A 230-nucleotide genomic window follows, 5' to 3' on the forward strand; every position below is an offset into this window, starting at 1 on the left:
TGCCGGGCGAGGCTCTCGAGCTTGGCCCGCCGCGCCGACGGCGCGAGCTTGTCGAGATGACTCAGGGTGGTGTGCGACAGGTTCAGGTGAAGCGTCGCCTCGCGGGCGGCCTTCAGCGTCTTGAAGCTGGCAGGATCGTCGTCGAGCCCGAAATTGCAGCAGAAACCGATGCGGGGCGTGTCCATCATCATGGGGGGATACCGGCGAGGCCCGGCTGTGGTGTCGCCGGT

The 230-nt window shown here is 67.4% G+C and carries 1 pseudogene; it reads right to left on the bottom strand.

The features are described from left to right. Positions 1-191, bottom strand: a pseudogene (locus AC0IXR_RS25230) (UV damage endonuclease UvsE); the annotation flags it as partial. Positions 192-230 lie beyond the last annotated feature (39 nt).

The organism is Methylobacterium sp. AC832 (assembly GCF_979256025.1).